This is a genomic window from Brumimicrobium aurantiacum (assembly GCF_003402975.1).
Taxonomy (GTDB): domain Bacteria; phylum Bacteroidota; class Bacteroidia; order Flavobacteriales_D; family Crocinitomicaceae; genus Brumimicrobium; species Brumimicrobium aurantiacum.
Genome location: NZ_QURB01000006.1, coordinates 87,745 through 109,783 on the forward strand (window position 1 = coordinate 87,745; position 22,039 = coordinate 109,783).

23 protein-coding genes and 1 other RNA gene are annotated in these 22,039 nt (G+C 33.4%); 9 read left to right on the forward strand and 15 right to left on the reverse strand.

Translation table 11 applies throughout. The features are described from left to right. Positions 1–4: 4 nt before the first annotated feature. Positions 5–1,249, reverse strand: a complete 1,245-nt coding sequence (locus DXU93_RS10275) for a competence/damage-inducible protein A (RefSeq protein WP_116881204.1) — start codon at positions 1,247–1,249, stop codon at positions 5–7. Between the two features lie 68 nt (positions 1,250–1,317). Between DXU93_RS10275 and DXU93_RS10280 the strand changes: the two genes are divergently transcribed. The 3 genes from DXU93_RS10280 to DXU93_RS10290 are packed head-to-tail and all read left to right on the forward strand — an operon-like array spanning position 1,318 to position 3,748. Then, complete coding sequence (locus DXU93_RS10280; protein WP_116881205.1) at positions 1,318–2,058, forward strand: DUF4197 domain-containing protein; 741 nt, start codon at positions 1,318–1,320, stop codon at positions 2,056–2,058. 45 nt (positions 2,059–2,103) lie between these two features. Next, positions 2,104–2,970: a nucleoside phosphorylase gene (locus DXU93_RS10285; protein ID WP_116881206.1), complete on the forward strand. Its 867-nt coding sequence runs from the start codon at positions 2,104–2,106 to the stop codon at positions 2,968–2,970. After that, on the forward strand, positions 2,951–3,748 hold the full coding sequence (locus DXU93_RS10290) for a hypothetical protein (RefSeq protein WP_116881207.1): 798 nt from the start codon (positions 2,951–2,953) through the stop codon (positions 3,746–3,748). The genes DXU93_RS10285 and DXU93_RS10290 overlap by 20 nt, the downstream gene beginning before the upstream one ends. A gap of 10 nt (positions 3,749–3,758) precedes the next feature. On the opposite strand, the gene DXU93_RS10295 is transcribed toward DXU93_RS10290, so the two are convergent. The 4 genes from DXU93_RS10295 to DXU93_RS10310 all read right to left on the reverse strand — a co-directional run bounded on the left by DXU93_RS10295 (position 3,759) and on the right by DXU93_RS10310 (position 6,498). Continuing rightward, entirely contained in the window at positions 3,759–4,145 is a 387-nt protein-coding gene (locus tag DXU93_RS10295) for a response regulator (protein ID WP_123776109.1), read from the reverse strand. Between the two features lie 37 nt (positions 4,146–4,182). Continuing rightward, positions 4,183–5,214, reverse strand: a complete 1,032-nt coding sequence (porQ, locus tag DXU93_RS10300; RefSeq protein WP_116881209.1) for a type IX secretion system protein PorQ — start codon at positions 5,212–5,214, stop codon at positions 4,183–4,185. Positions 5,215–5,310: 96 nt separating this feature from the next. Beyond that, positions 5,311–5,817 carry a metallophosphoesterase family protein gene (locus tag DXU93_RS10305; RefSeq protein ID WP_205679256.1) on the reverse strand — a complete coding sequence of 169 codons (507 nt, stop codon included), beginning with the start codon at positions 5,815–5,817 and terminating at the stop codon, positions 5,311–5,313. A 114-nt stretch (positions 5,818–5,931) separates the two neighbouring features. Further along, the gene (locus DXU93_RS10310; RefSeq protein ID WP_116881211.1) at positions 5,932–6,498 is read right to left on the reverse strand and encodes a chalcone isomerase family protein; all 567 of its coding nucleotides are present in this window, start codon (positions 6,496–6,498) and stop codon (positions 5,932–5,934) included. A 67-nt stretch (positions 6,499–6,565) separates the two neighbouring features. Between DXU93_RS10310 and DXU93_RS10315 the strand changes: the two genes are divergently transcribed. Beyond that, positions 6,566–6,844 (forward strand): hypothetical protein, encoded by a 279-nt coding sequence (locus tag DXU93_RS10315; protein WP_116881212.1) that lies wholly within the window; start codon positions 6,566–6,568, stop codon positions 6,842–6,844. Between the two features lie 39 nt (positions 6,845–6,883). Here DXU93_RS10315 and DXU93_RS10320 read toward each other — a convergent pair whose 3' ends face one another. From DXU93_RS10320 to DXU93_RS10355, 8 genes are all read right to left on the reverse strand, one after another. Continuing rightward, positions 6,884–7,525 (reverse strand): hypothetical protein, encoded by a 642-nt coding sequence (locus tag DXU93_RS10320; protein WP_116881213.1) that lies wholly within the window; start codon positions 7,523–7,525, stop codon positions 6,884–6,886. Positions 7,526–7,550: 25 nt separating this feature from the next. Next, positions 7,551–8,570 (reverse strand): threonine aldolase family protein, encoded by a 1,020-nt coding sequence (locus DXU93_RS10325; protein ID WP_116881214.1) that lies wholly within the window; start codon positions 8,568–8,570, stop codon positions 7,551–7,553. 3 nt (positions 8,571–8,573) lie between these two features. Then, complete coding sequence (locus DXU93_RS10330) at positions 8,574–9,215, reverse strand: O-methyltransferase (RefSeq protein ID WP_116881215.1); 642 nt, start codon at positions 9,213–9,215, stop codon at positions 8,574–8,576. Between the two features lie 23 nt (positions 9,216–9,238). Continuing rightward, positions 9,239–9,613: RNase P RNA component class A (gene rnpB / locus DXU93_RS10335), an RNA gene on the reverse strand. A 17-nt stretch (positions 9,614–9,630) separates the two neighbouring features. Further along, positions 9,631–10,707: a T9SS type A sorting domain-containing protein gene (locus DXU93_RS10340; protein WP_116881216.1), complete on the reverse strand. Its 1,077-nt coding sequence runs from the start codon at positions 10,705–10,707 to the stop codon at positions 9,631–9,633. Positions 10,708–10,793: 86 nt separating this feature from the next. After that, positions 10,794–11,861 carry a hypothetical protein gene (locus DXU93_RS10345; protein ID WP_116881217.1) on the reverse strand — a complete coding sequence of 356 codons (1,068 nt, stop codon included), beginning with the start codon at positions 11,859–11,861 and terminating at the stop codon, positions 10,794–10,796. Then, the gene (locus tag DXU93_RS10350; RefSeq protein WP_116881218.1) at positions 11,858–13,144 is read right to left on the reverse strand and encodes a hypothetical protein; all 1,287 of its coding nucleotides are present in this window, start codon (positions 13,142–13,144) and stop codon (positions 11,858–11,860) included. Before DXU93_RS10350 ends, DXU93_RS10345 begins: the two co-directional genes overlap by 4 nt. Then, entirely contained in the window at positions 13,141–13,755 is a 615-nt protein-coding gene (locus tag DXU93_RS10355) for an RNA polymerase sigma factor (protein WP_123776110.1), read from the reverse strand. The genes DXU93_RS10350 and DXU93_RS10355 overlap by 4 nt, the downstream gene beginning before the upstream one ends. 166 nt (positions 13,756–13,921) lie before the next feature. On the opposite strand from DXU93_RS10355, the gene DXU93_RS10360 reads away from it, so the two are divergent. Next, positions 13,922–14,410: a SixA phosphatase family protein gene (locus tag DXU93_RS10360; RefSeq protein ID WP_116881220.1), complete on the forward strand. Its 489-nt coding sequence runs from the start codon at positions 13,922–13,924 to the stop codon at positions 14,408–14,410. Between the two features lie 300 nt (positions 14,411–14,710). Here the strand turns inward: DXU93_RS10360 and DXU93_RS10365 are convergent, their stop codons facing one another. Both DXU93_RS10365 and DXU93_RS10370 read right to left on the reverse strand, forming a co-directional pair. Further along, the gene (locus tag DXU93_RS10365) at positions 14,711–14,899 is read right to left on the reverse strand and encodes a hypothetical protein (RefSeq protein WP_116881221.1); all 189 of its coding nucleotides are present in this window, start codon (positions 14,897–14,899) and stop codon (positions 14,711–14,713) included. A 95-nt stretch (positions 14,900–14,994) separates the two neighbouring features. Beyond that, complete coding sequence (locus tag DXU93_RS10370; RefSeq protein ID WP_123776111.1) at positions 14,995–17,541, reverse strand: putative LPS assembly protein LptD; 2,547 nt, start codon at positions 17,539–17,541, stop codon at positions 14,995–14,997. A 67-nt stretch (positions 17,542–17,608) separates the two neighbouring features. Here DXU93_RS10370 and DXU93_RS10375 point away from each other — a divergent pair, with 67 nt between their 5' ends. From DXU93_RS10375 to DXU93_RS10390, 4 genes are all read left to right on the forward strand, one after another. Then, complete coding sequence (locus DXU93_RS10375; protein ID WP_165851387.1) at positions 17,609–18,754, forward strand: N-acetylmuramoyl-L-alanine amidase family protein; 1,146 nt, start codon at positions 17,609–17,611, stop codon at positions 18,752–18,754. Positions 18,755–18,821: 67 nt separating this feature from the next. Continuing rightward, positions 18,822–19,862: an MlaD family protein gene (locus DXU93_RS10380; RefSeq protein WP_116881224.1), complete on the forward strand. Its 1,041-nt coding sequence runs from the start codon at positions 18,822–18,824 to the stop codon at positions 19,860–19,862. Between the two features lie 18 nt (positions 19,863–19,880). Then, the gene (locus tag DXU93_RS10385) at positions 19,881–21,215 is read left to right on the forward strand and encodes a (Fe-S)-binding protein (protein ID WP_116881225.1); all 1,335 of its coding nucleotides are present in this window, start codon (positions 19,881–19,883) and stop codon (positions 21,213–21,215) included. 28 nt (positions 21,216–21,243) lie between these two features. Beyond that, a complete protein-coding gene (locus DXU93_RS10390; RefSeq protein WP_116881226.1) occupies positions 21,244–22,038 on the forward strand; it encodes a (Fe-S)-binding protein in 795 nt (264 codons plus the stop codon). Position 22,039 lies beyond the last annotated feature (1 nt).

Below are 22,039 nucleotides of genomic sequence, written 5' to 3' on the forward strand. Positions count from 1 at the left end.
AGCTCTAACTTTTGATTTTGAGTAATAACTTTCTTAAAAAGTTTGCAGCGTATAATTGGGTTTTTTCTATGTTTCTACCACGATGATTACCAAAATGATGATGTTGTGTATAAACGCCTTCTGGTGTAGCTACTGCCATCCAAACCAATCCAACAGGTTTATCCTCAGTTCCTCCATTAGGTCCAGCAATTCCAGTAACAGCAATTACATAATCTGTATTGAGTACCTTTTGACCTCCTAAGGCCATGGCTTTTGCCACCTCCTCTGATACTGCTCCATAATTGTTCAATATATCTTCTGGTACGTTTGCAAGTTTGTGCTTTAGTTCATTTGAATAAGTAATCAGTCCACCTTGAAAATACTCTGATGAACCACTGTTGGCTACAAATGAATTTGAAATTCCTCCACCTGTACAGCTTTCTACAGTTCCAACGGTTGCATTATTTTGCTTTAGTAAATGACCAACAACTTCAAAAATATCCTCTCCATTTAAGCCATAAACATATTGAGGGTAATCTGTTTTAATTTCTTCTATGTAAGACTGAATTAATCCCGCATCTTCAATTCCTTTGTCAGAAGTAATCCTCAATTTAATGATTCCAGGAGAAGGTAGATAGGCTAAATGTAATTTGTCTTGATAAAGTCGCTTCTCCCAACGATTTATTTTTTCTGCTAAAAACGATTCTCCAATTCCTTGTAACATTACCGTTTGATGGAAGCTTCCTATAACGTGGAATTTACTTTTTAATAAAGGAAGCACTTCATCCTTCATCAAGGATTTCATTTCATAAGGGACTCCAGGTAAGGATATTAAAGTCTTGTTGTTTTGCTCAAACCACATTCCAGGGGCTGTTCCATTTTCATTGTGTAAAATTGTCGCGCCTTTTGGTAACATGGCTTGTTGAATATTCGAATCCAACATCTCTTTGTTTCTTCGCTTAAAAAAGCGTTCAACATGCGCTAAAACAGTCTTGTTTAATTCAAGGGAAGTTCCAAAATACTCAGTCAATGTTGCTTTAGTGATGTCATCGTTTGTTGGTCCAAGTCCACCTGTTACAATAACAAGATCAGTTTCTTGAAAAAAAGCATCCACGGTATCAATAATATCTTGCTTTACATCTCGTATAGTTGTTGCTTTATATACTGATATTCCTAGTTTTCTAAATGCTTGTCCTAACCAAGCTGCATTTGTATTTACCGTTTGACCGATGAGGAGTTCATCTCCAATGCATATCACACCAACTTTCATAAACTTCGTCTGTATTTTTTGAAATAAAAAAGTAAATTTATTCGTATGTTTGAAAAAAACAAATTGAAATGAATAAAGTTATTAAATCATTTGCATTAAGCGTCCTACTTTTATCGTTTTCTTCCTGCGATGTATTAAATAGTGCAGCAGAAACTTATCTAGAAACAAGTTCTACAGGTGAAGGGACTAAAAGCTTAACGAATCAAGAGGTTATTTCAGGATTGAAAGAGGCGTTGACTATTGGTATTCAAAATGCAGTAGATGTTACATCAGTAACAAATGGTTTTTTAGAAAATAGCGAAATCAAAATCCCATTTCCTGAAAGTGCTGAAGCAATGAAACAAAAAGCCATTGATTGGGGATTAGAATCTCAGGTTGATAAGGTGGTTACTACTTTAAATAGAGCAGCTGAGGATGCAGCAAAGGAAGCTACTCCAATTTTTATCGAAGCAATTAAGAACATGACTGTTCAAGATGGTTTTGCAATTTTAAATGGAGGTGAAGGTGCCGCAACAGAATTCTTAAGAAAGAATACCTCTGAGGAGCTGATTGTTGTATTTGCTCCAAAAGTTCAAAATTCAATTGAAAAAGTAAAGCTAACACAATATTGGGAGCCAGTGGCCAAACGTTATAATCAAGCCATGATTTTTACTGGTGGTGAAAAAGTTGACACTGATCTTAATAGATATGTTACAGAACAAGCAATCGATGGATTATTTACAATGGTTGCTAAAGAAGAAAATGAAATAAGACAAGACCCTGCAGCCCGTGTAACAGATTTACTTTCACGCGTGTTCGGTTCTAAATAAACTGAAATTTCAGTTGTATTCAATATTAAATTAATATTCGCATTTATGCCAGACTTTTTGCCTTCAGAACTAGTTGTAACACCAAAAGGAGGTGTGTATCATCTTGATATTTGTCCAGATGAATTAGCACATAAAATTATCATTGTTGGTGATCAAGACCGAGTTGAAGTTGTCTCCAATTATTTTGACGAGATTACTCACAAAAATCAACATAGAGAATTTGCTTGTCATACGGGATTGTATCAAGGAAAAGAAATCTCTGTTGTTTCGACTGGTATTGGAACTGATAATATAGATATTGTTATTAACGAATTGGATGCATTAGTTAATATAGATTTAGAAACAAGAAACGAAAAGAAGGAGAAGGTATCTTTGGAAATCATTCGATTAGGTACATGTGGAATTCTTCAAAATGAAATTCCAATTGATAGTTTTATACTTTCAACACATGCCTTAGGAATTGATAATGTTGGTCATTTTTATGAAAGGAATGTTGACATTGAAACCCAAAAGCTTGAAAAAGCCATTGATGAAGGTGTAAAACTTCCAAAATACATCAAACCTTACTTGACAAAGGCTTCCGAAGAACTGAACAATAAATTAGATTCAGCTGAAATTAAAAAAGGAATTACTGTAACGAGTTCTGGTTTTTATGGTCCTCAAGGTAGAAGACTAAGATTGCCTCTTGTTGAAAATGAGATGCTGGATTCTTTTAGTGACTTTGAATATAATGGACATTACTTTTCAAATTTAGAGATGGAATGTTCAGCTTTATTTTCATTGGGTTCATCCCTAGGTCACAAAACAACGGCAATTTGTTTAGGACTTGCCAATAGGAGAAAAAAGGAATTTACTAAAAACTATGAATCTAAAATAATAGAACTTATTGAATATGTATTGGATAAAATTTAAACTACTCAATCTAATTCTAGCATTGTTTATTCTTTCATCTTGTTCTGAAAACCGAAAAGAAACAGGGTTCGGCAATAAGTTAAAAGATGATACAGAAACTTCAAATTTAACGAACGAGGAAGCAATTATTCGTCAAGTGGAAAATCGCCTTTCAATTTCTGCATCAGAAAAATATGATATACAAATAGAGTATAAGTATATTAATCCAGATACTTTAATGGATGCATTAATTTTAGTTAACCGTAAGGATTACGCCTACACGAAGGCAAAGAATACGAATACTGAACGCTTCTTCGAATCTACAGGACACACGGGTTTATACAATTATGTTTTCGTTCAATTAGGAGGCAAAGATAAACTGATTACAACAAATCCAGTAGGGTCAAATGCCGACTATCCTTTAGATTTTGAATTTATGGAATTGACATCGAAGGCACATCAAGATTTTGCTTTGTCTTACCGCGTTCGAAACAGTATGTACAAAAGCTTTTACACGGTTCGTAATGATCGTTTATTCCTCACTTTTAGCTGTCCTGTTTTTGACAGTATTGGTGCTGAGAAACCACGTGTTTATGATATTCAATTTCCCGAAAGTGAAACGAGAATCGCAAAAGATATAGCATTGTATCATGGTGAAATTGTAGGATATAAGCCTGAAGAAATCGAAAATATAAATGAATATACACCTGAAGAAATAACGAATGATGATGAATTATATGTTTACTTTATCTTCGATGACAAGAAAATGAAGTATGTTACTCCAATGAGAGAAAAATAGTTTTAACTATTTATTCGCTTAGATACTTTCCCAATTCTTCTACCAAGGAATGAATTCGTGAAGGCTTAGTTAAAAATGAAGTAGCTCCATTTTGCAAGCTTCTTTTTTTATCATCAGGATTGTTGGATGTGGTGTAAATGATGATGGGTGTATCTTTATATTGCTCTTGATTTCGTAGATAGTTTAAACAATCAATTCCATTATATTTAGGCATATTCAAATCAATAAACAAAGTGTCAATGGCAGCTTCCTGAGCAAGGATGTTCGGTTTTGCTTGTTCGAAGCTTGAGTAGGTTTGCAATGAATATTGTGGAAAATGTTGCTTTAAGACAGTTTTAAAGATCAATTGATCATCTTTATCATCATCAATTAAAACGCAAGTTTTGGAATCAATCATTTTTACTTTGTTTAAAATCTTTTCAGTAAATGGTGTTTTATTTTCTCCATTTATCAAAGTCAGTTCGTAAAGTAATCATATTGTTGAATCCAGCACTAGAAAATATGAAGATTCCGTAATCTACTGTAAATCTTTTGAAGTTTAATCCAGCTCCAAAAGAAAAACCTCCCATGCCTGGTCTGTTTTGAACCAGCATCTCTTGACGTTGATTGTAGTCAAATGCTCCTCTTATTCTTAATGCATCACCTATTAAAGCTTCTACTTGAAAAATGAAGTGACGCCCTAGTTTTTCACCAAATCCAGCTTTCTCCACAGGAATAGTTTCTCCTGTTAATGGATCTATTGTAGGTACTGCAGAAGGGTCGTTATATGATAGGTCCCATTGATTTAGATGATGTGCTACAACTGAAAATCGAAATGGCGCATGTTCTAATTTGTGAGACATTCCAAGCATTGCTTGAATAGGTAGAGGAGATCGTGTGTCTGTAGTATATGTTGTTATTTGTACACCGGCATTTCTTACAATTGCTGAAACAGTTGTTCTACCATTTAAAGAACGATACATTCCTGCAATATCTACAGATAATCCCATTGAACTATAGGATTCTAGTTGTGACCAAATGATATTAAATGTTGCACCGATGGAAAGGTTTTTATTTAGAGTTCTTCCAATACTTCCACCTAATGCAAAGTCGCCCGCAGAAAAAGTACCAATTTTTTCACCATTCACATTTGTTCTGTCCATGTTTCCATAGGCAACATATCTTAAATGTAATGCTGCGGTACCTGCATCTTTAAGGTTTTTGGCATAGGCTACAGAACCATGATTGATTCCTCCGCCTAATAAGGCTTGACTAAATCCAATGGAATTATCCATTTCTGAATTAAACGAAGCAGGATTCTGAATTCCTGTCGTAACATCGTTATCAAAAGCAGTGATGAATTTTCTTCCTAAGGCTGCTGATCGAGCATTATCTGGCAAATCCAAAAAGGGAAAAGCGTTTTTACCTCCCGTTTGTCCAAACAAAGTAAAAGGAATTAAAGTGAGTATTGTTATTATTCTTACCATCTGATTCAATCAACGCTCGAATTTATAAAAAATTGTAAATGATGAATGTGTTTTGTGTTTAAAGTTGAAAAAAAACAAGCATTGAAAATTATAGGCTCAGGATGACTTTCCCCGAGAAGCTAATTCTATTATTTCCATATTTTTAATTTCTCCTTTCAATAAGTCAAACCTTATTATCGTTTTCTTTTGATGGAAGCCATGGTTTCCACAGGCACCAGGATTTACCCACAACATTTTAAATCGAGCGTCAAATTTGACCAATAGAATATGTGAATGGCCGCAAATAAATAGTTGAGGAGCACCATTTTCTTTGAGTTCCTTCAATAAGGGTTTTGAGTATTTCCCTGGTTTTCCAGCAATATGAGTCATTAAAATAGAAACACCTTCTCGTTCAAATCTTTGGAATTCTGGAAAATGTTCTTGAACCTCAATCGTATCAATATTGCCGTAAACACCAACTAGTGGTTTAAAGTCTGCCAATTGATGAATAATGTCTGGATCACCAACATCTCCGGCGTGCCAAATTTCATCGACATCTTTACAGTAATCAAAAATACTTTTGTCTAATACACTATGTGTGTCTGAGAGTAATCCAATTTTCATAATTACAAATAAACGAAATGAATAGGGAATAATGAATAAAAAAAGCCTCTGCTTACTAAAACAGAGACTTTTTAAAGTTGTATCTAAGATTGTGTTTTTTTCTACCCAAGCAAATTAAACTTTACCTAACATGGCTTTTTTGACAGCTTCATCTGCAGGTGTTTTTCCTAACCAAATTCCGTAAAGTGCTTTTTTAAACTCTAAACCTTTTGTTCCACCTAGATGTTTTCCGTTGAAGTAAACCTCAACACCACTTTCTGGCTTATACAATAAAATGACTTCGTCTCCTTCGCTAAACTCAACATTGAATAATTTCATGAAAGCTTCAATTTCACTTGGAGTTGCTTTCCCTTCTGAAGAAGTTGCAAATCCATCTTTTACAGTTTCAACAAACTTTTCACGTGTCACCTTATTAGATAAAATCTTAAGTCTAATCGCTGATTCTTTGTTTTGATCGATTATCGTTTGGGCATTGTTGGTTCTCGCTGGAACATATAGTGCTGCAACATACAAATCAAAAAAGTATTTTTGACGTAAACCAGCACCATTGTATTCTACAACTTGATTACTGATTTTAAATTTAGTTGGAAATGTAGCTCCAGCAACTGTAACTTCTTGCGCTGATGAATTCACAGAAAGAAATAATACAGTTAAGATTGATAATAGGAATTTTGATTTCATAGTTTTGTTTTTAATGAATAATATGTACTTTTAAACAATTGTTATACCAAATTTACAAAAAAATCTTATGAATAAACTATTTAATCTAATACTCGGTTCTTCTATTTTGTTATTTTCTTCTTGTGGAGGAGGATGGTCTGAAGACCAAAAGACAACAGTAAAAAATGAATGCATTACAATGGGAACTTACGATTGTGATTGTTATTTAGATAAAGCGACTTCTACTTTTAAGAATCCAGATGAATATAATCAAGAAGATTCTGAACTTCATAAAAAGTTTGAAACAGCAATAACGGAATGTGAAGTAGAGGTAGAGTCTAATGAAGAGACTATGGAATCGTTCTAGAATTTATCTTTAAATAAAATTAATCCAGAATCTTAGAATTTAAGATTCTGGATTTTTTTGTAATTCATTTTCTGGTTTTTTCATAAACCATTCGATTCTCCCTTGTTTAGCTTGATGCATTATATAATTCCATTCAATTGCTTCTTCAGGTATTAGAATGCTTTCCCACTGGGATTTATTTATATTTTTTTGATCGCTTGATAAATAGTAGATCGATGAATTGGAAACCCAAACAGCAAAGGCATCATAACTTCCATTGATATTTTCATTAATGCGAATTGATTTACATTGCTCCATGAAGCAATCCAACCAGTTGTAAAAAGCGTTCATAGTTTGAAGACTATCCTTAAATTGCCAATGTCTGTAATGATAAACAACGCTGTCGGCACTAAAAATGAGTTTTTCATTCTTAATATGACCCAAACGGTCAGGCATAAAGATTAATGCGTTCATGCCTGAAGTTTTATTGATTTCAAAACCTACTGCGTTGAAATTTGATTTGATTACTTTTTGAGTTGCGCTCAATTCCTTCTGAACTTCTTGAATAGTATCTTCCGAATAATCATATTCTCTTTGCGCTTTGGGTAAAAACTCTTCAGTACTGATTGTTTCAACCTCTTGCTCATGTTGACAAGAAGCTAAGGCTAATCCTAGAAATAAAAAAGAAATATGCTTTTTCATTTTTTGCCAAATATTGGAAATGTTATTAAAGATTTTTTAAAATGTCTATGGTGTACTCAATATGATCATCATTAACATCCAAATGTGTAACCATTCGAATGGTTTGTTCTCCAAAAGCCATAAAATGAATGTCTTTTTTAGCACATTTCGCAATTAATTCTTCAACAGAGACATGAGTTTTTAATTTGGCAACTACAATATTTGTTTGAACAGGAAGTACTTCTTCAACCCAATCAATATTGAGTAAAGCAGTTCCTAATTTTTGAGCATTTTGATGATCCTCCTTAAGTCTTGTTATATTGTTTTTTAGTGCGTAAAGTCCTCCTGCAGCAATAATACCAGCTTGTCTCATTCCTCCTCCCATTACTTTTCTAGCGCGTCTAGCGCGGTGAATAAAATCTTTAGTTCCAATTAATACAGAACCTACTGGAGCTCCTAATCCTTTTGATAAACAGATGGATATTGAGTCAAATTGAGTGGCATATTCTTTCGGAGGAATGTTGTTCTCAATCAAGGCATTAAAAACTCTTGCGCCATCTAAGTGGAGTGGAAGATTGTACGATTTGCACACATTACGAATTGCTTTAATCTCTTCAAAGTCATAAATTGCTCCACCACCACGATTCATCGTGTCTTCCAATGAAACCAAAGTGGTTAAAGGATAGTGTGGATTGTTTGGATCTTTGATGCCTGATGCAACATCTTTTGCTGTAATTCTTCCACGGTCACCTGGAAGTAAAAGTACTGAACTCCCGCTATTTTTGGCTATTCCACCTCCTTCATAGAAGTAGATATGTGCATCCTTTGAACAAATGACTTCGTCTCCAGGTCGGCAGTGTACATTGATTGCGATTTGATTGGTTTGTGTTCCTGAAGAGCAATACAAGGCAGCTTCCATTCCAAAATAGTCGGCTGCATATTGTTCTAATTCATTAACAGTTGGGTCTTCCTGGAAAACATCATCTCCCACTGGAGCGTCCAACATAAAAGCCTTCATTTCTTTACTCGGCTTAGTTACAGTATCTGAGCGTAAATCTGTGTACATTATCTATTTTTTACGAATGACCATTAAGCCATCACGGATTGGCATTAAAACATTTTCAACTCTATCGTCTTCCTGAATTTTTTTATTGAATATTTTTAATGCTTCAGTATCCACATCGTTCTTTTTTGTTTCTTCTAAAACTTTTCCAGACCAAAGTACGTTGTCTGCAATTAAGATTGCACCACTAGGAAGATCTTCAATCAATAAATCGTAATATTTTGCGTAATTTGATTTATCAGCATCAATAAATACCAAATCGAAATTCTTATTTAAATCTGGAATAATCTCTAAAGCATTCCCGACTTTCATTTCAATTTTATCTGATAAATCTGCTTCCTTGATATAACTATTCACCATTTCTTCCAATTCATAATTGACATCAATGGTGATTAGCTTTCCATTTTCTTTTAATCCTTCTGCTAAACAAATGGCAGAATATCCAGTATATGTTCCGATTTCAAGAATTCTTTTCGGTTGAAGCATCTTGCTGAACAAGCTTAAAGTTCTTCCTTGTAAATGTCCAGATAACATTCTTGGTTGAAGAACGCTAATGTGGGTTTGGCGGTTAAGTTTATTTAATAATTTTGATTCTGGTGAGGTGTGTTGGTTAACATATTCCTCTAGTTTTTCATCTAAAAATTCCATGCTACCAAAATTAAGAAAAAAAACAAAAAGGCAAATCATAAGCCGGGTCCTGTACACCATTTTAAGAAAAAATGGCTGTTTGTCATTTATCTAGTCCCGACTTCACAATCGGGATCAATCGACCTACCCTCCAAGTTGAGCGAGCAGCTCTTAAGCCTTGGTTTACATGGTCTTTCAGTCCGTAAGGTTTACCTAGCCAACAATGTCACCATTGATGCGGTGAGCTCTTACCTCGCCTTTTCACTATGACCTTAAGTTTGACCTCAAGGCTACTTATTTCTGTGGCACTTTCTGTATCCATCTTTCGATGAACCCTTCCCGTTAGGAAGTACGGTGCTCTGTACTGCCCAGACTTTCCTCTCTTTCGCAAGCGAAACAGCGACAAACTGATTTGCCTTTTGTGCAAAATTACGGTTTATTTAATAACAATAGGGTTAAAACTTTGTCCTTTTGATGAAATCAATTGAATTCGGTACATTCCTGGTGATAAGTGTGCTAAATTAAGACTAGCGGTTGTTCCAGAAACTTCTTTATGATAAACCTCACGACCATCTGTTGAGTATACAACAATACGCTGCAAATCTTCTTTTGTTGTAATTGAAACTTCTCCTGTTGTTGGGTTAGGATATAATTCTGAATTGAATTGATATTGAACTAGGTGAGTTGTTTCATTGTTTAAATATGTAATGCGTGTTGGTGATTCATTTCCGAAAACGGTTTCTGTTTCTACTTTTAGAACAGGTCTTTTCTTGTCCTTCGCCCACCATTCGTATTCATTGGTTGTTCTTTCTATAGGAATCCATTGCTGAATTGGACCAAATTCAATATAAAGAGAGTCCATTTCATAAATGCTATGTTTTACCCTTATTACTTCATAGGTTTCAAAAGGAGTGGTTAATTGTCCAAATCCATCAACTTCACTTTGTCTTTGTCTATTCATGATGACCCTCGCGTCATAAATCGGAGCAAAGTTTATGTCTGTATAACCTGATGAACTGTAACTATCTCCAAAGTTTAAAGGGAAACTATATGCTTTTTCAATGCTGTCACTTTTAAATCCAACAATTTGTCCATCAACATCTAGACTATATCCTGGAATGGTGAACTGGTTACTTTCAACTTTGATCATTCGATTTACAGAACTAATTTGAACAGGTAAAAAGCTAGTTAAGTCGTCTATCGGTAATCCATCAAATGACTGAAAATATGAAGCTCTATATTCTGAAGGAGCAAAAGGACCAAATTGAACGTTGATAATTATTCCACCACTTGAAATGCTTTGTGCTTTTTCAAAATATTGATCACTTTCAGTTAATCCAGAAAAATCCCAATTCATGTTTTGTCCAGTTGTACTATAGTTGATATTTAAATCTGAAGCAACTGATACACCAACACTATCTCCACTTTGTAAAATGTCGTTTTGGTCAATTGTAATTTGACCAAAAACAACTGGGGTAATCAATATCAGAAGAAAAATTAATTGAACTTTCATAAGTCTTAATTTTGTTTTCTGAAAATTACAAAAAATATGTCAATTGAAATAATTATAACGCCAGCCTAAAAACAAATACTTATTGATTATTTTTGAACAGCAATTTGAAGATGTAAATCACTAAGAACTGTTTGTCCTGTTGATTTATTTTGAAAAGGAATTTGTAATTGCCCAATGAGTTTTTTAACAACTTTGGGAGTATTACTATAGTCTTCAATACTTTGAACGGTTAATTCCGCATTGTTCATTGAGTTTTGCATTGATTCATAAGTGACACCATCAATGTCGAGGCTAATTTTAACTGTATTGTTCCAAACAATTTGACTAGAAGAAGAAGTGTTCGTCCAATCCTCAATACTTTTATTAGGATCATTTCTGTTTATGAATACAGTTCTTTCATACTGTGCTCCATTATCAAAATTAATTAATGCCTTTACTTTTATTCTATCATCGGTGCCATTGTAGTCTAGACTTAAGGAGTTTGTGGCAAATGTACCATTAACATACCAATCAATACTTGAAATGTTTTGATTACTCTGGTCTATATAACAATTAACACTATTGCTATTATTGGTCCATTTAATATTAAATTGTGCATTTCTTTCATAGCCCACAATAACTTGATTGCAGACTGTTGTGATTGTTGAATCATTTGTAAATAGTACAGATGCACAGATATTATACTTACCAGGTTCAAAAATTTCTAAAGTGTTACCATTTTGATCTATTCCATCAACTTGCCATTGTATGGATTGAATATATTGTGAATTTTGAAAGTCTGTTGGTGCTATTGTCAATAAGGCATTTCCTGTAAGATTTTCTGCAATAAGATATTGCGTCAATTCATTGAATTCGTTAGCCAAATTTGGAATGTCAGGCGCTGAACTATAAAAGGAGGTTGCAAATGAATTTGTTGAATTACCTAGTGTAGAATACGAATAATCAATATTATTTAAGGTTTGGATTTTCGTTTCCATGTAAGCGTTATTAACTCCCGCTTGAAGATTGATTTCCTTATTGTCAATTGTTCCTTGTACAGTAAATACAGGATCGTTTTCAATGGGCACATCTGGAATATCTTGTTTACTACAAGCCGAAATAATTATTCCGAAAAATACCAGTAAAGCAATATTTTGATTAAAATTTAAATTCATTTAAATAGATTATATCGTAAAGTTACTTGGCCATAAATAGGGTTTGTTGCCATAGATTGATTAAAGTAAGCATTGTCTTCAATTCTACCAGAGATATTTGTTCCAGCTTTCAATCCTAAGGCAATCGCATTTGTAAATTGATATTCATACCAAATATAACCCTGTGAAGAGAAGGTATTTAAACCATTTTTATATCCATAGAACTTTTCAGTTTCTGAAAGAAAGTTATTTTCATAATGGTTGAAATTCATACTTGTTGTTAAAAGGTAATTAATTTGTGCTCCAATCCCAAATGAACTTTTATTCAATTTATAACCAAATTCAAGTGGGACATAAATATCGAATAAATTTTGATATGACAGGTCTGTTTGGTGATTTGTAACACCGAAACCATAAACGGTAGCCCTCTTAGAGACAATTAAATCAGCATTTCCAGTGAATTGTGTTCCTACTCCCAATCGAATAAGAACATTTTTTAGATTTAACTCGGAATTCAATGAGAGGTTGAATAAACCAGATTCAAACGGTTTACTTGTTTTATAGTTCTCCATTAATCCTCCACTTAACTTTGCGTAATATATAATCCTTAGAGTATTGTTAGTATTAATGTCTGCAAGCGACATATTTGTTGGGTTATTTTGAGCTAATCGATTTACCTCTATATATGGTAGGTTTAAAATGTGTGTTGATGATGCTTTATCAACAATTGAACTACTTGTGTTCTTTTGGTTTGAATGAACTTTATTATTTTCTATCAGTGTTGCATTAGCTTCATTTTTAATTGTATTATTGTTTTTGGAGAGGTGAGGAGTAGTTGCTTTTTTCCTCTTTAGCGTATTGAAATTTGTATTATTTTTCTGCCCTCCAGATTTTACATGGGTAATTGGTGAAGTCAAGCGATTTTTGTTTTCATGACTTGCATTTTTTGTAAAATTACTTTCAATGTTTATGGTTGAAAGACTCGCATTATGTTTTTTGGCCTTAGCAGTGACAAGGGTATTCTCTTTGATTGAATTAATTTTTTCTAATTTGATATTGGTTTGCTCTAAAGTATACCTTTCTTTGATCATCAAATCAGAGTTGATGGCAAACAATGACAGGAAGAGAATAGCAAATGCAGCAGATCCTCCTAAAGTCCAAAATAATAAGACTCTTTTTTTACGGTCTCTTGCATTAAGCATACCGTTCATTTCTTTCCAATAATCCGAATTATATTGTGGTGCTGACTGTGATTGTGCGGCGTCACTAAATAATTGGTCTAAATTTTTATCTTCTATACTCATATTGCTAAATTCTGCAATTTAATTTTTTCTAACTTTTCCAAGAGCACTTTAAGTTCTTTCCGTGCTTTAGATAAATGCCATTTTGAAGTTCCATTAGACATTTCCATTATTTCACCTATTTCTTTGTGTGTATAGCCTTCTATTACATATAGTATAAAAACACGTTTTGTTGATGGATTCAAGTATTCAAGTAAGTCCATGATGCTCGATTCTCCAAAATTACTCTCGGCTTCATTTTTAACTCCTGTAGAATGATATTCTAATTCTCTTTCTTGATCTCTTTTACTTATTTTCTCTCGGTATTTTTTGTTTTTTCGATATTCATCAATTAATGAATTTGTCATTACTCGCTTTGCCCAAGCAGCAAAGGGAACTTCTTCTAAATCTAATTTATTAAGATTGTCAATGATTTTAAGAAAGGCCACGTTGTATGCAGCACGAGCGTCTTGCTCATTGTTATGATAACGCTTACATATCGGCATCAAAAAAAGAAAACATGCTTCATACAGTTTTTCTTGAGCTTTGCGCTTGTTTTTAGCACAAGCCTTGAGTAGTTTGACATCGATATGCATGTAGTTATTGACTCTTCTTATTTTTTCTTTATTCTGCAAATTACTAAGAATATTAATTCTGACCTATTTCAAAAAGTAAATTTCAATCTGCATCAAGATCTATTCTGACGCATTTAATACACCAAACGTAATTTTTATTGATAGGGTTGGAATAATTCAATAAAATTTTGAAACTTAGCTGCTTTTAATATTATACATAAACTCAATGAAATTATATTTACTTCGTCACGGTGATGCAGAAATTAACTCTTCTACAGGAAAGGATTTTGACAGAGGTCTTTCAGAACTTGGGAAGAAACAAGTTGATCGCGTCAAGAAAAGAATGGAAAAAGTGGCACCGAATGTAGAATTCACTGTTTTCTGTTCATCTGCTCTTCGAACGAAAGAAACATGGAAGGTTTTATCTCCTGTGATTGAAGAGCAAGAGTTGGAGTTTTTAGATGATTTATATTTAGCAGACAATAATCATTTACTTAACTTTTTATGGAATGTAAATCATCCAACGTCGGATGTTTTGTTGATAGGACATAATAATGGAATCTCTGATTTAGCCTCTTATTTGTTAGATCAACGCTATACAATTCCAACCAGTGGATTGTTGGTAATCGATTTTCCGGAAGCTAAAGACTTAAGTGAAGTGGGACTAGGAACAGGGGAGGAAGTGGTAAAATGTTTTCCTATTGATGAAGGTTAAAAACCTTTTTTTTAAGGAACATAGGTATATAAAAAACGTAAGAGGGAATCGAACAGGCGTCCGTATTCCCTCTTACTAATCAACCTAACCTAACCACCTAAATCAGTGCTAAGGTAATAAAACTTTATTAAAATAAAAGTTTATTTTCTTGTTCTTTTAGATTGAGTCTAAATAAATCTAGTTGAATTCACGCTATTATTGAGCTAGCTGTATTTGTTAAAAAAAATGAAAAGAATTTAACATTAATTTTTGATTAAATCTGATAGAGCAGTTAACTCCTGTAAAAAAGTTAATTTTGGCTTAATCTACAGCCCTGAGTTGATACATCATTTCTCTAAGCTTATCTCTGTTCTTTGCAACAAGAGAATAGTTTTGATGTTTTATGGCTTCTAATCTTTCTTTTTCTAAAGCTTCTATTTGATTTTCAATTTCCTTTTTATTCAAGGTAATGTTTCTTCTTTCTTTTGATTTATTTAATATGAGTATCATCTCCAATAGTTTTAGTGATTATGATACAAATGTATATCTCTAGAACGTAATTATTTTACGTTGTTAGTATGGTTTGAAAATGATAAAGTCTAATTTTATAAAAACTCTGGTGGTTTTCTTAACTCCAATTTAGCACTTTGGAATAGTGCCGAGGTTGCATTGAATCTTAGCATGAAACTCTGCTGTCCACCAATTGGCGTCCAATAAAATGACAATTGCCAACAGTGCATGTCTCTTGTTAATGTCATTCTGGTTTGTGTTAAATTTTTATTCTTGAGATCATAACTTGAGTTCAATCCTAATTTCCAACGTTGAGTAAAACTCACATCACCAGATAAAACTAAGTTATGGTTATTGTTATACCTTTCATCAATATCACTATTGTTTAAACTTAAAAAATAAGTGTGTGTTAGGTTTATTTTCCAAGGAATGTCAAAATTGATAACTTCATGTGGGTTCATTGAATAATATTGGAAATCGGCTCCCCAATAATCGCCCATCTTTTCTTGAGTTTTATCAATTTTGTCTCTAGATTCACTTGCTGTAAATGTATAAGTAGTTGAAATATTAGCACTACTAACACGTCCCCAACCTTGGTTGTTTTTAAATGCATATTTATCATAGGAAAGTCCATCTTCATCCCATGCATAAGGAGATAGCGTAGCACCTGATACCACACTTAATCCATTTAATGGTGAAAAACGTAAATTTACATTTACATCAGAAAATCTCATAGAGTCTTTAAAAATGTCATAATTTCCGTTGATGGTAAAGGCATCTATAATTCTTGTTTTTGTGAATTCTTCGGCTAAAGTATCATTCTTTGTTTTGTGTTTTAATTCAAATGTGTTGTTTAAGGAGTAGCTGATTAATCCAATTTTCCTTCCTGCGCTTTCTCTGTAAATACTGTTTTCATATGGAGAATAATATACTGGTTCGAGTTCTGGACCCAAGGTGTCATTAACAAAAGAACTTATGTCTGGTGAAAAACGTGCAGATATTCGTGGAGTAATCACATGTCTCATTTTCATTTCACTTTTTCCTACAAAGTCATAATAGGCATATAGATTTGTCGATAATTCTGTTTGAAATGAGGCGTCTTGTGAAAAACCTAATCCTTGTAATGTATCATTTCTAATGGTTCCCGTTAATGTATCGTATTGCTTATCGATGCTTTGGAAATTCATGCGTAAATTATAACTGGCTGTGGTGTTTAATGTTACCACTTTTTTGAATAATTGTAGGGGGTAGCTTAATACAGCGTTGTGTTTTATTCCGTTTTGAATTTGATCTCTGATTAAATCATACTCTTTTTGGTCTAATAAAGAATCTCCAAAAAATGCTCTGTTTTTGGCTTCCATCGCATAGGTTAAACCAATTTTTTCATAAAATCGCTCTTCTCCAATTGTGTTTTTTCGTAAACCTTTAAAAGGGTAAAATCTATTTACATTTACATTTAAAGTTGGTAGGTTGGCATCTATGTTTTGAGAGGTGGAATTTTGAATTACACCTGCTTTTAAACCTATCGTTATTGGTTTACCAGGAAAGGAGCGGATTAAATTAATATCTGAATTAAAGTTGTTTTGAAAATACTGTCCATTTAAAGGATCTAAATCTGTTTTTCCATTATTATCAGAAATGAAATTTACATTTGAGTTAAATCTCCAATATGGATTTGCGTTTGATGCTTGCGCATGTTGCCAACGAATGACATATTTCGATTCTCGAATCGAATCAAGCGGAAATGCTTGTCTAAAAGAACTGTACTCCAGATTTAAGTTTCCAGTGTATTTATATCTTAATTTATAATCTGTTTGATTTTTGATTTCAAATGTTCCTCTTGAGTATAAACTACCATAGAATGTTGTTTGAATATTCTCTGATTTTTTAATTGGAAAATAATATCCTAAATCTTGAAATCCAAAACCGTAATTAGAAACAGGTGTAATCATAGGAAAAATAAAACCATTTTCTGCTTCTTGATCTTTGGTTGGTATCACACTAAAAGGAAGCCCAAGGGGAGTAGGAATTCCTTTGACCCATAAATTCATAGGGCCTGTTGCAATTCTTTTGTTGGGAACCATTACTGCTTTAGAAAGTTGGAAATGAAAATGCGGTTCATCTAATTCACACGTAGTGAATTTCCCTTCTGTAAAGTGAATTTCTTCATTTTTTTGGCGTTTTGCAACTCCCATATGAAGGTACATTTCATCTTGTTTGGTCTTTAATTCTTCAATAAATCCTTTTTCTGAATCAAAATTATAGCGAATACTTGCAGCTGTGAATGATTGAGCTCCTTCTTCAAATTTTGGAATTCCCACACGATTTCCTTCTTCGTCAAGGGTGTAAATAGCATAGACTTCATTTTTTTCAAGGTCTAACTCGATTAAATCTGCCGTCATCCTAATGCCGTCATATTTTACTTCAGCCTCCCCAAAAATCGAAATTTTATTGGTCTTTAAATTGGCTACGATAGAGTCTGTACAAGAGTAGTAGACCCTTGAGTCTAAAATATCCTCACTTTTATAAATCCTATCTTTTTTGATAACTTTAAGTGAATCTTGAGCGTAAATGGAAGGAGTTAATAGAATTATTAACAATCCAACGACGAAAAAATGCGTTATGGAATATTTTTTGCTCAAAAGGAACTTGTAAATTTGTATATCATAGAAATATTAAACGGATGCAAATCTAAAAAATTACATTGTTGTGTGGTCAAAAAAATATAAAACAATAGTATTATTTATTCTACTTATCTTGAATTCAGCTATAATTGCTCAGGAAAATATAGATGAAGTGCTTTCGAATGGAATAAAAACCGTTGTGATCGATCCTGGACACGGAGGAAAAGATCCTGGTTGTCACGGTGGAATTACAAACGAAAAAACAGTTGTTCTAGCTATTGGTTTGAAGCTTGGTGAATACATTAAGAGTAAGTATCCACACATTGAAGTGATTTTTACCAGAGATGATGATCATTTTGTAGAACTTGATGAGAGAGCAAAGATTGCCAATGAAAATGATGCAGATGTTTTTATTTCAATCCATGCCAATGCAGCTGGTGCTGCTGCTTACGGAACAGAAACTTATGTGTTAGGACTTCATAGAACAGAAAGTCAACAACAAGTTGCTGAACGTGAAAATAGTACAATTCTTTTTGAAGAAAATAGCGAAGAAAAATACAAGGATTTTGAATTGACTCCAGATGCAATTATCGCACGACAATTGCAATTAAGTGTTTTTCTAAATCAGAGTATAAATCTGGCGTCCAAAATTCAAGGACAGTTTAAAATTATTGGTCGTAGAGATAGAGGTGTTAAACAAGCTGGATTTTTAGTGTTGTATAAAACAACTATGCCAAGTGTTTTGATTGAAACAGGGTTTTTAACCAATCATAAAGAAGAAAAGTTTTTGAATGATCCTGTGAATCAAATTAAAATGGCGAATGTAATTTTTAAAGCTTTTCAAGAATATGTTGCCGAAATTGAAGGGGTAAATACTTTGGTGGAGAATGGTGAAGGTTTTGAATCTTCGATTAATAAGATAGAAGAGAAGAAGGATAACGAGGAGGTCGTTTATAAAGAAGAAAAAGATAAGGTTTATTTTAAGGTACAAGTTGAAACTTCACGTACACCGTTGCCGCTGAATGATAAAAGATTTTTAGGTGTTGCTGTAAAAGAATATAGGCAAGATGGCTTGTATAAATATACAGCAGGTTTGTTTGAAGGAGATTTCGACGCTGCGAATAAATATAAGCGTGAATTGAAAGAACAAGGTTTTGAATATGCTTTTGTTGTTGGTTTTGTAAATGGTGAAAGAATACCGATTGCAGATGCAATAAAATTGGCTAATTAGTCGAATTTCCTGTATTTATTCGTGAATTTTATAATTTAAACTTTATTTTAGCACAAAAACAAGAGCATTGAAAGTATCAAAGGAATTTAAAATAGGTCTAGCTGTAATATTATCTACTGCACTCCTTATTTTTGGAGTAAACTATCTTAAAGGGAATAGTTTTTTTGGAGGAGATGATGTTTATTACGCGTATTTCCCAACTTCAGGGGCGTTAACTCCTTCATCTTCTGTTACTTTAAATGGAGTTGAAATAGGGAAGGTAATGACTGTGGATTTGGTTAATCCTAATAATTATACAGATCCAAACAAGAGGGTTTTGGTGAAGTTTAATGTACATAATGAAGGGTTGAGTCTTGCCAAAGGTTCTGGAATTAAAATTGTTCCTGGAGTTTTAAGTACTGGAGTTCAAATTGAACAAAATTTTATTGCGGAAGAAGGATATTATGAAGTTGGAGATACAATGGACGGTTCTGTAAGTCAAGAAATCACTGAGCAAATAGAATCTGAATTGTTACCGATTAAAAGGAAGATGGAAAATTTAATTACGTCCATTGACAACATTGTGAACTCAATTACTGTTTTTTGGGATACTTCTGCAGCACATACCTTAGATCAGGGATTAAATGAGGTGAAGATTGCAATTTCAAGATTTGGACGTGTAGCTTACAACATTGACAATATGATTTTGTCTGAAAAAGCTAAATTGGGACGAATTTTCGATAACGTTGAAAACATCACACATAACTTTAAAGAAACCAATACAGAAATTCAGAAAGTTGTTGGGAATATGGGAGAGTTAACAGATACTTTACTAACGGCTGATTTTAAGTCTGCTATTGGTCAAGCAACTGTAACAATGAAAAGTTTAAATTCAATGCTAGAAGATGCATCAGAAGGAAATGGTACCTTAGGGAAGCTGCTTAAAGATGAACAATTGTATAATGAGCTAAATGAAACGAATGAACGATTACAGATTTTAGTTGATGACATCAAAGCACATCCAGAAAGGTATATTCATGTTTCTGTTTTTGGAGCAAAAACAAAAGGAGTTCCAATTTCTAAAGATGATGAAAGAAAACTTAAAGATCTTCTAGATTCAATCCCTTAAAACGTTAAATATTTATTTATGATATCAATTATTATTTTTTCAATTTTATTAATTATTGGTTTTGGTTATTTCGCAGTTAATGCGAATAAAATCCGTACAAATATCCTTATGGGGCGTGATGTTGATCGCTCTGATAACAAAGGCGAACGTTTTAAAGTGATGTCTTTAATTGCTTTGGGACAAAAAAAGATGTTCAAACGTCCTATTCCTGCAGTTTTACACCTTTGTTTGTATGTTGCTTTTATCATCACGCAAATTGAGTTGATTGAAATTATTGCAGATGGTCTTTCTGGAGAGCACCGTGTTTTTCGTTCCTCTTTAGGAGCTTTTTATACTTTTATGATTTCATTTATTGAAATTCTTTCTGTTTTGGCGTTTGTCGCAACATTCATTTTCTTGTTAAGAAGAAATATGATCAAAGTACCGCGTTTAAATATGAAAGAAATGAAAGGATGGCCAAAACTTGATGGTAATATGATTCTTTTCATGGAGTTGATTTTGGTGACTTTCATTTTTATGATGAATGGAGCTGATGAAGTTCTGTATAACCGTGGATTGTCTCATGCCGAACAATTAAATGATGAGTCATTCGGTTTTGCCGTTTCTCAATTTGTAGGTCCAGCATTATTTGGTGGAATGTCAGAATCTTCATTGCATCTTATCGAAAGAATAGGGTGGTGGGGTCACATTGTAATGGTATTTACTTTCCTTAATTATTTGCCGTTCTCAAAGCATTTTCACATTATTCTGGCTTTTCCAAATACTTATTTTTCAAACTTAAATCCACAAGGACAGTTTACGAATATGGATGCTGTAATGAAGGAGGTTAAATTGATGATGGACCCTGATGCTGATCCATATGCTGAACCTGAAGAACCAGAAGGAGAACCACAAAGATTTGGAGCAAAAGACGTTGAAGATCTAACTTGGAAGAATCTCTTAGATTCATATACTTGTACTGAATGTGGGCGTTGTACTTCTAATTGTCCAGCCAACAGAACTGGAAAGTTGCTTTCACCTAGAAAAATTATGATGGATACGCGTGACCGTCTTGAAGAAAAAGGTAAAGGTATACGTAAAAACGGAAAAGATTATGACGATGGTAAAAGTCTATTGAATGACTATATTACGGAAGAAGAATTATGGGCATGTACAACATGTAATGCATGTGTTGAAGCTTGTCCGGTAAACATCGATCCTCTATCAATTATTATGGATATGAGACGTTATTTGGTAATGGAAGAATCAAAAGTTCCTACAGAGTTGGCAGGAATGACTTCTAACATTGAGAATAATGGTGCGCCTTGGCAATTTAGTCCAGATGATAGATTGAATTGGAAGGATGAAGATTAAATTATAAATTGATTACAAAGAATTTTTTATGAGCAATACAATGAAAGTGCCGACTATGGCTGAAATGACAGCGAATGGAGAAGTTCCTGAAATTTTATTCTGGGTAGGCTGTTCTGGTAGTTTCGATGATAGAGCAAAAAAAATAACGAAAGCTATCGTTAAAATCCTTAATAAATGTGATGTAAAATTTGCTGTTTTAGGCGCTGAAGAATCTTGTACAGGAGATCCTGCAAAACGTGCTGGAAACGAATTTTTATATCAAATGCAGGCAATGCAAAATATCGAGGTGCTCAATGGATATGAAATAAAGAAAATTGTAACTGGTTGTCCTCATTGTTTCAATATCATGAAAAATGAATATCCAGAATTAGGTGGAAACTATGAAGTTATACATCATACACAATTGATTCAATCTTTAATTGCTGACGGAAAGTTGCAAATGAAAGAAGGAGAAACATTTAAAGGTAAACGAATTACTTTTCATGACCCATGTTATTTAGGTCGAGGAAACAATGTTTATGAAGCTCCAAGAGAAATGTTGCAGAAATTAGATGCTGAACTTGTTGAAATGCGCAAGTGTAAAGCGAAAGGAACATGTTGTGGTGCCGGTGGTGCTCAAATGTTTAAAGAGGCTGAAAATGGAGACAAAGAAGTAAATGTTTTGCGTACAGAAGAGGCTTTGGAAACAAAACCAAACATTATTGCAACTGGGTGTCCGTTCTGTAATACCATGATGACAGATGGTGTGAAAAATAAAAACGAAGAGGAAAATGTTGATGTAATTGATGTTGCTGAATTAATTGCTACTGCAGCAGATTTGTAGA

Bases quoted from the DNA above. Each gene is read 5' to 3' on its own strand.
- DXU93_RS10275 (WP_116881204.1), bottom strand. From the start codon at position 1,249: ATGAAAGTTGGTGTGATATGCATTGGAGATGAACTCCTCATCGGTCAA.
- DXU93_RS10280 (WP_116881205.1), top strand. From the start codon at position 1,318: ATGAATAAAGTTATTAAATCATTTGCATTAAGCGTCCTACTTTTATCG.
- DXU93_RS10285 (WP_116881206.1), top strand. From the start codon at position 2,104: ATGCCAGACTTTTTGCCTTCAGAACTAGTTGTAACACCAAAAGGAGGT.
- DXU93_RS10290 (WP_116881207.1), top strand. From the start codon at position 2,951: ATGTATTGGATAAAATTTAAACTACTCAATCTAATTCTAGCATTGTTT.
- DXU93_RS10295 (WP_123776109.1), bottom strand. From the start codon at position 4,145: ATGATTGATTCCAAAACTTGCGTTTTAATTGATGATGATAAAGATGAT.
- porQ (WP_116881209.1), bottom strand. From the start codon at position 5,214: ATGGTAAGAATAATAACAATACTCACTTTAATTCCTTTTACTTTGTTT.
- DXU93_RS10305 (WP_205679256.1), bottom strand. From the start codon at position 5,817: ATGAAAATTGGATTACTCTCAGACACACATAGTGTATTAGACAAAAGT.
- DXU93_RS10310 (WP_116881211.1), bottom strand. From the start codon at position 6,498: ATGAAATCAAAATTCCTATTATCAATCTTAACTGTATTATTTCTTTCT.
- DXU93_RS10315 (WP_116881212.1), top strand. From the start codon at position 6,566: ATGAATAAACTATTTAATCTAATACTCGGTTCTTCTATTTTGTTATTT.
- DXU93_RS10320 (WP_116881213.1), bottom strand. From the start codon at position 7,525: ATGAAAAAGCATATTTCTTTTTTATTTCTAGGATTAGCCTTAGCTTCT.
- DXU93_RS10325 (WP_116881214.1), bottom strand. From the start codon at position 8,570: ATGTACACAGATTTACGCTCAGATACTGTAACTAAGCCGAGTAAAGAA.
- DXU93_RS10330 (WP_116881215.1), bottom strand. From the start codon at position 9,215: ATGGAATTTTTAGATGAAAAACTAGAGGAATATGTTAACCAACACACC.
- DXU93_RS10340 (WP_116881216.1), bottom strand. From the start codon at position 10,707: ATGAAAGTTCAATTAATTTTTCTTCTGATATTGATTACCCCAGTTGTT.
- DXU93_RS10345 (WP_116881217.1), bottom strand. From the start codon at position 11,861: ATGAATTTAAATTTTAATCAAAATATTGCTTTACTGGTATTTTTCGGA.
- DXU93_RS10350 (WP_116881218.1), bottom strand. From the start codon at position 13,144: ATGAGTATAGAAGATAAAAATTTAGACCAATTATTTAGTGACGCCGCA.
- DXU93_RS10360 (WP_116881220.1), top strand. From the start codon at position 13,922: ATGAAATTATATTTACTTCGTCACGGTGATGCAGAAATTAACTCTTCT.
- DXU93_RS10365 (WP_116881221.1), bottom strand. From the start codon at position 14,899: ATGATACTCATATTAAATAAATCAAAAGAAAGAAGAAACATTACCTTG.
- DXU93_RS10385 (WP_116881225.1), top strand. From the start codon at position 19,881: ATGATATCAATTATTATTTTTTCAATTTTATTAATTATTGGTTTTGGT.
- DXU93_RS10390 (WP_116881226.1), top strand. From the start codon at position 21,244: ATGAGCAATACAATGAAAGTGCCGACTATGGCTGAAATGACAGCGAAT.